The following is a 243-nucleotide window of genomic DNA, read 5'->3' as shown; positions in this document are numbered from 1 at the left end:
GAGCACAGCTTGCCGCTGAGGTCCTTGTTGTTGAGCCCGGAGAAGATGACGATCTTGTTCTTCTCCTGGGCCAGCGTCTGGACCGGGAGCGCAAGGCCGGAATTCAGCACGTCGACGATCACGTCCACGCCCTCGGTGTCATACCAGCGGCGCACGATGCCGACGCCGATATCCGGCTTGTTCTGGTGATCGGCCGAGGTGATCTCGATGGGCCGACCGAGAAGCTGCCCGCCGAAATCCTCA

Annotated in this window: 1 protein-coding gene; it reads right to left on the bottom strand. The window is 62.1% G+C overall.

Annotation, left to right across the window (positions count from 1 at the left end; all coding sequences use genetic code 11):
* The coding region (locus Q5762_RS39400; RefSeq protein ID WP_315897132.1) for an ABC transporter substrate-binding protein at positions 1-243 on the bottom strand (243 nt) is incomplete at both ends.

Source organism: Streptomyces sp. P9(2023), assembly GCF_032436795.1.
Classification (GTDB): Bacteria; Actinomycetota; Actinomycetes; order Streptomycetales; family Streptomycetaceae; genus Streptomyces.
This window is presented reverse-complemented; position numbering and strand designations above follow the sequence as displayed.